At 49.9% G+C, this 9,108-nt stretch carries 7 protein-coding genes; 5 read left to right on the top strand and 2 right to left on the bottom strand.

Translation table 11 applies throughout. The annotated features are described in order from the left end of the window. Positions 1-169: transposase domain-containing protein (locus tag SHK35_RS14240; RefSeq protein WP_442867446.1), on the top strand; the 169-nt coding region annotated here is incomplete at its 5' end. A 67-nt stretch (positions 170-236) separates the two neighbouring features. Here SHK35_RS14240 and SHK35_RS13755 read toward each other — a convergent pair. Continuing rightward, complete coding sequence (locus SHK35_RS13755) at positions 237-635, bottom strand: superoxide dismutase family protein (RefSeq protein ID WP_330638269.1); 399 nt, start codon at positions 633-635, stop codon at positions 237-239. Positions 636-1,105: 470 nt separating this feature from the next. Between SHK35_RS13755 and SHK35_RS13760 the strand changes: the two genes are divergently transcribed. The 4 genes from SHK35_RS13760 to SHK35_RS13775 all read left to right on the top strand — a co-directional run bounded on the left by SHK35_RS13760 (position 1,106) and on the right by SHK35_RS13775 (position 5,527). Next, positions 1,106-1,606: a hypothetical protein gene (locus SHK35_RS13760; RefSeq protein ID WP_318710205.1), complete on the top strand. Its 501-nt coding sequence runs from the start codon at positions 1,106-1,108 to the stop codon at positions 1,604-1,606. A gap of 21 nt (positions 1,607-1,627) precedes the next feature. Then, on the top strand, positions 1,628-2,416 hold the full coding sequence (locus tag SHK35_RS13765; RefSeq protein WP_318704070.1) for a PocR ligand-binding domain-containing protein: 789 nt from the start codon (positions 1,628-1,630) through the stop codon (positions 2,414-2,416). A gap of 91 nt (positions 2,417-2,507) precedes the next feature. Continuing rightward, positions 2,508-2,747, top strand: coding sequence for a hypothetical protein (locus SHK35_RS13770; RefSeq protein ID WP_318710206.1), 240 nt, complete (start codon positions 2,508-2,510; stop codon positions 2,745-2,747). 50 nt (positions 2,748-2,797) lie between these two features. Further along, the gene (locus SHK35_RS13775) at positions 2,798-5,527 is read left to right on the top strand and encodes a DEAD/DEAH box helicase family protein (protein WP_318710207.1); all 2,730 of its coding nucleotides are present in this window, start codon (positions 2,798-2,800) and stop codon (positions 5,525-5,527) included. 26 nt (positions 5,528-5,553) lie between these two features. Here the strand turns inward: SHK35_RS13775 and SHK35_RS13780 are convergent. Then, a partial coding sequence (locus tag SHK35_RS13780; protein WP_318710208.1) for an acyl-CoA dehydratase activase-related protein occupies positions 5,554-9,108 on the bottom strand: 3,555 nt, incomplete at its 5' end.

Here is a 9,108-nt window from a genome sequence, read left to right on the forward strand (position 1 = left end):
CATCACGGAAACAGCCATGCTGAACGGGCTGAAACCCTACAATTATCTCACCTATGTGATGGAGCAGATGAAAGATCCAGGTCCGTTCCCGGAAAAGAAAGCCATGCTGGAACTGCTTCCATGGTCCACCAGCCTGCCAGCTGATTGCCACAGCAAACTTAAAAAGTAAGAGATAGACCTTCCCCTGGTGGTGCCGGGGGATTTTTTATTTTGTCAAGGTACGGATGATTACCTACTTACGATTTCCCGATGATTTCTGGTATGGTGATTCGTTTGTCATAAAAGGCACACCAGGCATAGCCCTGATTCCCGAAAAGCGGAATCAAATCACCGGTATGATTTGGATGCGGTTCGGCTGTCCGGCTATAGTGATTTCCAGTTTTATCAAAGGGAAGCGTACAGTCCCCGTTTTCGTGAATATGCATGGCATAAAAATTTGTGGCTTTGGGGGTAATAATGTTTGGAAGTCCGAAAAACTCAGCTTCCACCAGTGTGCCCCCGTATTCGGTAAAATAGAATTTTACCAGACCGGAAAGCCCGGGGGTGTCTCGATTTCCTGTAACCCAGGCCGTGGCGGCAGGCGTATTTTTTCTCATTGCTTGAATAAATGTAGAACCAGGCGTCATTTTTTTCATATCTGATCTTTTTATTTATATTATGCACTTTGGCGGAGAGTGACAGTGGATATGGAAAACAGGATTTTTTATGTCTGCCAGAGAATGTCAACAAAAATTTGGAAACTGCAAACTGTCTCCGCTGCATCACAAAGGAAAAACCAAAATGCCGTACACCGCCAGAATGTGGGCCGTATGATGAAATATGTTATGGCACAATTCGGGTATGCTCTCCTGCCCCGCCCGGAAAATTTGACTTTAAATATAGCATAACATATAATGAAAAAAGCGGAAGCGCGCCTGCAGACAGCAGCGCCATAGAAAAGGGAGACATTGGATGATGAAAGATTCGGCAGTAAGCCATTCTGGCAAATGCTCCGACAACGACAAGAACAGAAGAGGTTTTATGAATCCGGAGACGATGCGGAAATCGTTGATTTTATGAAGGATTATTGTATTAGAAGACTTAGAGGATAAACGGAGAAATCAAAATGACACAGAAGGAATCACACTCGGCCAGGCGAGTGAGACTGCACCGGGAGAGAAAAAGGGCGGTAGCCGCTCTGGAAGCAGACTGCCGGAAGCTGCTGGCAGCCTGGGAGAATGAGAGTGAAAAAGCTGCGGTGGATTTCATAGAAGAGCAGACGCTTAAGCAGCTTTGGAATACACTGCTGCTGTTTCAGCAATATTCCTTTCAGACAGCCAGACAGCTTCGCTTCACCTATTTTGTGAGCGGCGGAGAGCTTTTTGTGTCCAGAAAATCGAAATCCATTACAAGAGCTACTGTTGAGATCGCCTTTCGCAGAGCCCTTAAGCTTGGCGGGAGCAGATTTCCGGCCCTGGTGGTCGGGCCAAAGCAGTTAGGATGTTTTGGAGCCAGCTATCTGTATCCCATATTTATCCGGTTTGGCGTGATATCCTCGCCAGCTTCCCAAAACGAATCGCAATCAAACGCCAAAAGGGATAGAAAACTTGCCGGGAATGTGATATAGTAGAACAAATGGAAGGATAGAATGGAGGGACTGTCTATGCACATTTCGGATTTTATGGATATGTCGCTTTTGCAGAAAATTCAGGACCGGTTTTCGGACGCCACGGGCCTTGCTGCCATTGCTGTGGATGAGGAAGGCAACTATATCACGGAGGGCAGCAATTTCACGGATTTTTGCATGGAGTATACCAGAAAGAGCAAAGAGGGCTGCCGCAGATGTGTAAAATGCGACAATGAATGTACGGGCACTTATTTTTGCCATGCAGGGCTTATGGATTTTTCCAACGATATTGTTGTGGACGGTGTAAAGCTGGGAGCGATGATTGGCGGACAGGTGCTGCCCATGGAGCCTGAAGAAGAAAAATTCAGGGAGATTGCAAGAGAGCTTGGAATCAATGAGGAAGCCTACATAGAAGCTCTTCATAAGGTGCCGGTGCGCACGGAAAAATCCATTCGGGCTGCAGCAGAATTTCTGGGCATTGTAGTCAATCAGATGGTAAATCTGGAATATTTAAAGAGTAAGGACAGCAAGCGTCTGGCATCCTTTGACGAGGATTTAAAAAGCGCCACGGATTCCGTGGAGTCCATCAGAAAGAACACCAGAAAACTGGATGATATTTCCACCAAGCAAAATATTTTGTCTTTAAATGCAAGCATTGAGGCAGCCAGAGCCGGAACCTCCGGGGCAGGCTTTGCAGTGGTGGCAAAGCAGATGGGAGAGCTTTCCCAGCAGTCGAAAACCATTTATCAGGAAATAGAGCGGCTCAGTGAAGAGATTCACAAATCCGTGATAAAAATGAATGGGAAATAGGAATAATTTCCAGCCCTTGTCCATATACTGTTACAAATATGCAGGCGCATTAACGGTTATGCGCAGCAAAAAACAGACTGGAGGCAGTGATATGGCGAGAGGACATAAAAAGACCTTGGAGGAGAAAATTACGGCAAAGCAGGAGCTGATCGAAGCATTGACTACCCGGATTGAATCGGAGAAGCGGGAATTGGAGGAGCTTTTTCAGGAGAAGCGGCTTAAGGAACTGGAAATGGTAAACGACTTGATTTCCGATGCAGGTTTGAGCACCGATGAGGTTGCGGAAATGCTTCAGCAGTATATTGACAGCCGTATGGCTGACGTATCATAGTCCGGGGTTCCCGGACTATATTTTTTACATAAGTGAATGGGGGGAAAATCATGTATAATCAGAATATAAGCGGCCTGCTTCGGTTTCAGGGACAGTGGAGAAGCTATCAGAAAAGAGTGCTGGATAAGGCGGACCAGTATTTAAGGGATAAAAGGCTGCACATTGTGGCGGCTCCGGGCTCCGGAAAAACCACACTGGGAATAGAGCTGATCAGACGGCTGGGAAGTCCGGCGCTTATTTTGGCGCCCAGTATCAATATCAGAAATCAATGGCTTGCCAGAGTAAGGGAAGCGTATCTGCCGGAGGGAACGGACACGGAGGGACTGCTTTCCAACAGTATCCGTAAGCCTGGTCTGATCACGGCCATCACCTACCAGGCCCTTCACAGCTTAATCAGAAAAGGGGTCAGTGAAGAGGAGCCGGAAGAGGACTGCGGGGAGGAACTGGAGGAAGAACAGGGAGACGGCGCGGAAGAAGGCTCCATGGACAAAGATTTCTTTGAACTGTTCCGGGAGAGGGGATTTCGCACCCTCTGTCTGGATGAGGCCCATCATCTGCGCAGCGAGTGGTGGAAGGCGCTGGAAGAACTGCGGGACAGAGAGCCGGGGATAACGATGATATCTCTGACGGCAACGCCGCCCTATGATGCTTCCAAGGGAGAATGGGACAGATATATCGGTTTGTGCGGCCCCATTGACGAGGAGATTATTGTACCGGAGCTGGTAAAGGAGGGGAGCCTCTGCCCTCACCAGGACTATGTGTATTTCAATCTGCCTACGAAGGAAGAGACGGAGGCGGTGACTGCCTTTCGAAAGGACGCCGCAAGTGTGGCGGAGCAGATTTTTGAAGACCCGGCATTTGCGGAAAAGATCAGGACACATAAGGGAATCAGGCAGCCGGGGCGCTATGCGGAGCAGCTTTTGGAGAAGCCGGAATATTTGTCCTCCCTGCTGGTATTTTTAAAAGCAAGACAGATTCCCTTCTCCGGGGAGCTTGTGCGAATGCTGGGAGCGGGAGAGGAGATTCCCTCCATGAACCTTCACTGGATGGAGGTGCTTTTACAGGGATTTCTCTATGAGGATACGGAAAGCTTTGCTGTAGAGGAAGCCTATCGGGAACAGCTTGCGGCTCTTTTAAAGGGACATGGGCTGATTCAGAAAAATAAGGTGGTTTTTACCGTAAATGACCAGCTCAATAAGCTTTTGATACAGTCTAAGGGAAAGATACGCAGCATTGTGACCCTGACGGGAGAAGAATATAAGAACCTGGGGGAACAGCTTCGCCTTCTGATTCTTACTGATTATATCAAAAAGGAATATATGTCTGCCCTTGGAAATGAGGAAAAATCTGTAAACGAACTGGGTGTGGTTCCCATTTTTGAAAATATCCGGAGGGCGTATGAAAAAAGCCCGTGGGGAGAGGAGCTTCGCCTGGCGGCCTTAAGCGGCAGCATTGTTATTATCCCAAAGTCTGCAAAGGAGACCCTGGAGACGCTGATGGAGGAACGCAGTGTAAAGGGAAGCATAAAGGAGTGCACAGTAGAGGGCTATTATCAGGTAGATGTAAGAGATGGAGAGGAGACTGCCTCCGGCCTGGTGACGGAGGCCTTTAACAGAGGGGATATCCGTGTGCTGATTGGCACGAAATCTCTGCTGGGGGAGGGCTGGGATTCGCCCTGTATTAATTCCTTGATTCTGGCCTCCTTTGTGGGCTCCTTCATGCTCAGCAACCAGATGCGGGGAAGAGCGATCCGCACCATGAAGGGCAATCCTGATAAGGTAAGCAACATATGGCACCTGATCTGCATGGAGCCGGAGGGAGAAACGGGAAAGCTGAAAGGGCCGGAAGAATCAGAGGATTTTGCAACCTTGAAACGCCGGTTTGAAGGCTTTTTGGGAGTGCATTATGAGAAAAATGTCATCGAAAACGGATTGGAGCGGCTTTCCTTCATAAAGCCGCCTTATACGGAGCCTCTGCTGCAGAAGATAAACCAGCAGATGCTTGCGCTGGCGGCAGACCGGGAAGCTTTAAAGCGGCGCTGGGAGGAGTCCCTGACAGTGTTAAAGGATATGGATGTGGCGGTGGAGGCCGGTGTGGACAAGAAGTATCTCAAACCGGGCTTTCGCATGTACAGTGCTCTTGTGCTGCTTTTTGTGTGTCTGGGCGCAGGGATTTTCTGCCTGGGAGGTCTTTTGGGCCTTTTCACACTGCAGGATGGAAGGCTGGGAGCTTTAGGAAATGTGCTTTTCATTTTTTTCCTATTGCTTTGTATCATAGGTATTTTCCGATACGGAGGAAGGGTTTTGCGTCTGGGAACCCCCTTTCGGTATCTGCGCTCTCTGGGAAAAGGGGTGCTTCGGGCACTGCGTCAAACCAAGGCTGTGACCAGCCGCAACGTGAGTGTGGAGACGGAGGATGGAAAAGGCTGGGCGAGCTATGTGTATTTGAAAAACGGAACGGAAAGAGAGAAGGATATTTTTGCCCAGTGTATCTGTGAGCTTTTGGGAGAGGTGGAAAACCAGCGTTATCTGTTGAAGGCCAAAAGGCCGGTTTCCAGACTGTGCAGATATTACTGTGTGCCGGAGCTGTTCGGCAAAAAGAAGGAGGACGCCCAGCTTTTTGTCCGCTGTGTGGAAAAGGATATGGGCTCCTGTGAGCTGATCTATACCAGAAGCGCAGAGGGAAGAAAGCAGCTTTTAGAGGCCCGCATTCATTCCTTCGCTAACAAAAACAGCCGTTTGACCAGCAAAAGAAAAACCGTAAAAAGTCCATGGACATAAATGGAAAAAGCGCCCGGAAGCCTATTCTACAGGCTCCGGACGCTTTTTTCTTCCATTTTCCGCAGATTTTTCTGGGCTGTGGAAAGCATCAGCTTGATACGGTTTAACTGGTTTACCTCGCTGGCGCCCGGGTCGTAGTCGATGGCTACAATGTTGGAGGCGGGGTAAGCCTTGCGCAGCGCCTTGATTACGCCCTTGCCTACCACGTGGTTGGGCAGACAGCCAAAGGGCTGGGTGCAGACAATGTTAGGTACATCATCATGAATCAGCTCCACCATCTCGCCGGTAAGGAACCAGCCCTCGCCGGTCTGGTTGCCGATGGATACGATGGGCTCGGCAAAGGAGGCAATCTCACGAATGGGGGTGGGAGGCGTAAAGTGCTTGCTCTTTTTAAATTCCTTCACCGCTGCGCCTCTTAAAATATGCTCAATAGCCCAGATGCCCATGGAGGACAGCCGTGCGGCTTTTTTGCTCATGCCCAGGTGGTCTGCCTTGTAAATTTGGTTGTAGAAGCAGTAGAGCATGAAATCGATCAGATCCGGTACAACGGCTTCGGCTCCCTCGGCCTCCAAAAGCTCCACCAGATGATTGTTTCCGGCAGGAGAGAATTTCACCAAAATTTCTCCTACCACTCCCACCCTGGGCTTTTTGATATCCAGAATGGGGATGTTGTCAAAATCCCGGATAATCTGGCGGCACATGGAGTTAAATTGAAACAGGTTAATGTGCTTTGCCGAAACAAATGCCTGTACCTTTTTCAGCCACTTGGCATGGAGGGCATCCACACTGCCCGGCGTGGCTTCATAGGGGCGCATACGGTATACGCAGCGCATGAAGATATCCCCAAACTCAGCCCCTACTGCAGCGCGTATCATAAGGTCGGCATTCAAGTGGAAGCCGGGATTTTTTTCAATACCGGCCAGATTCAGCGAAATTACGGGAATCTGCTCCATGCCGGCTTTTTTCAGTGCACGCCTGATAAAGCCCACATAATTGGTGGCCCTGCAGCCGCCTCCAGTCTGGGTCATAATGATGGCTGTCTTGCTCAGATCGTATTTTCCTGACAGGAGAGCCTCCATGATCTGTCCGATGACCAGAAGGGAAGGATAGCAGGCGTCGTTGTTCACGTACTTAAGGCCTACGTCCACAGAATGCTTATTGTCATTGTCCAGCACCTCAAAGTGGTAGCCGCAGGCGTTAAAGGCCGGCTGCAGGATTTCAAAGTGGATGGGCGACATCTGGGGACAGATGATGGTATATTCTTTTCGCATCTCCTCCGTAAAGACCACCTTTTCGATGGCAGAGGAGTGAAGGGTGCGCTTTTTGTTCTGCTTTTCCCGCACACGGATAGCCGAGAGCAGAGAGCGGATACGGATTCTGGCAGCCCCCAGATTGTTTACCTCGTCGATCTTTAAGCAGGTATAAATCTTATCTGAGCCTGAGAGAATATCGTTTACCTGATCTGTGGTGACCGCATCCAGGCCGCAGCCAAAGGAGTTTAACTGAATCAAATCCAGATTGTCCACTGTCTTTACATAGCTTGCCGCCGCATAGAGACGGGAGTGATACATCCACTGGTCCGACACGATCAAAGGCCTCTCGGGAGCGGCCAGGTGTGAGATGGAATCCTCTGTCAGCACGGCGATATCATAGGAGGTGATCAGCTCAGGAATGCCGTGGTTGATCTCCGGGTCAATATGATAGGGCCGTCCGGCCAAAACGATGCCCCGTTTGCCGGTCTCCTCCAAATATTGCAGCACCTCCTCGCCCTTTTTCTGCATATCCTTTCTGGCGCAGGCAAGCTCCTCCCAGGCCGCTTTGCAGGCATCGGCGATTTCTCCCGCCGGGATTTCGGTAAATTCCTTAGTCAGCGCCTCCGTAACGGTGTCCAGGTTCCGGAAGGACATAAAGGGATTGCGGAAGGTGATCTGTCCGCTTGTGATTTCCTCCACATTGTTTTTGATATTTTCAGAATAGGAGGTGACAATAGGACAGTTGTAATGGTTATTGGCGTCCTCAAATTCGTTGCGCTCATAAAAGAGAGCAGGATAGAAAATAAAGGTAATGCCCTGACGGATCAGCCAGGTTACATGACCATGAGCCAGCTTGGCGGGATAGCATTCCGACTCGCTGGGGATGGACTCGATGCCAAGCTCATAAATTTTGCGGTTTGAGCTGGGGGAGAGAACCACCCGGTATCCCAGCCTGGTGAAAAATACATGCCAGAAGGGATAATTTTCGTACATATTGAGCACTCTGGGAATGCCTACCGTGCCTCTGGGAGCCTGATCCGGGTCCAGAGAAGGATAGGAAAAGAGTCTGTGCAGCTTATATTCAAACAAATTGGGCACATTGTGGGCGTTTTTCTGGCCGCCGATTCCACGCTCGCAGCGGTTGCCGGAAATATACTGGCGTCCGCCGGAGAACTTGTTTATGGTGAGACGGCAGTTATTGGTACAGCCCTTACATTTTGCCATGCTGGTTTCAAATTTCAGATCACAGATTTTTTCGTAGGAGAGCATGGTGGTCTGAAAGCCTTCCTCATACCGTTCCCGCGCGATCAGTGCAGCGCCAAAGGCTCCCATGATACCGGCAATATCGGGACGAATGGCCTCACAGCCTGCAATTTTTTCAAAGCTTCGCAGCACGGCGTCGTTGTAGAAGGTTCCGCCCTGTACCACAATATTCTTTCCAAGCTCCGAGGCGTCGGAAACCTTAATTACCTTAAACAGGGCGTTTTTGATAACGGAATACGCAAGGCCCGCCGAAATATCTGAGACGGAAGCTCCCTCCTTCTGGGCCTGCTTTACCTTGGAATTCATAAATACGGTGCAGCGGGTGCCAAGATCAATAGGATGCTTGGCAAAAAGAGCCTCCCTTGAGAAATCCTGCACACTGTAATTTAAAGATTTGGCAAAGGTTTCGATAAAGGAGCCGCAGCCGGAGGAGCAGGCCTCGTTGAGCTGTACGCTGTCCACGGTGCCGTTTTTGATCTTGATACATTTCATATCCTGTCCGCCGATGTCCAGGATACAGTCCACCTTGGGGTCGAAAAAGGCCGCCGCGTAGTAATGGGCCACTGTTTCCACCTCTCCGTCGTCCAAAAGGAAGGCCGCCTTCATCAAGGCCTCGCCGTAACCGGTGGAACAGGAGCGCACGATGGAAACGCCCTCGGGCAGAAGGGAATAAATCTCCTTTAAAGAACGGATTGCGGTCTGCAGGGGATTTCCGTCGTTGCTGCTGTAAAAGGAATATAAAAGAGAGCCGTCCTCGCCCACCAGGGCGATCTTTGTGGTGGTGGAGCCTGCGTCGATGCCAAGAAAGGCGTTTCCCCGGTAGGAGGAAAGCTCGGCTGTACCCACATGGTGGCGGCTGTGGCGGTCTTTAAACTCCTGATAATCCGCCTCGCCTGCAAACAGCGGCTCCATGCGTTCCACTTCAAATTCCATCTTAATGTCGGAAGAGAGCTTGTTTACCATCTCCTCCAGGGTGTAGGACACCTCTTCTTTTGCGTTTAAAGCAGAGCCGATAGCGGCAAATAAATGAGAGTTGTCCACATCAATGATGTGCTCCTCATCCAG

It is taken from the genome of Candidatus Acetatifactor stercoripullorum (genome assembly GCF_944382095.1).
Classification (GTDB): Bacteria; Bacillota; Clostridia; order Lachnospirales; family Lachnospiraceae; genus Acetatifactor; species Acetatifactor stercoripullorum.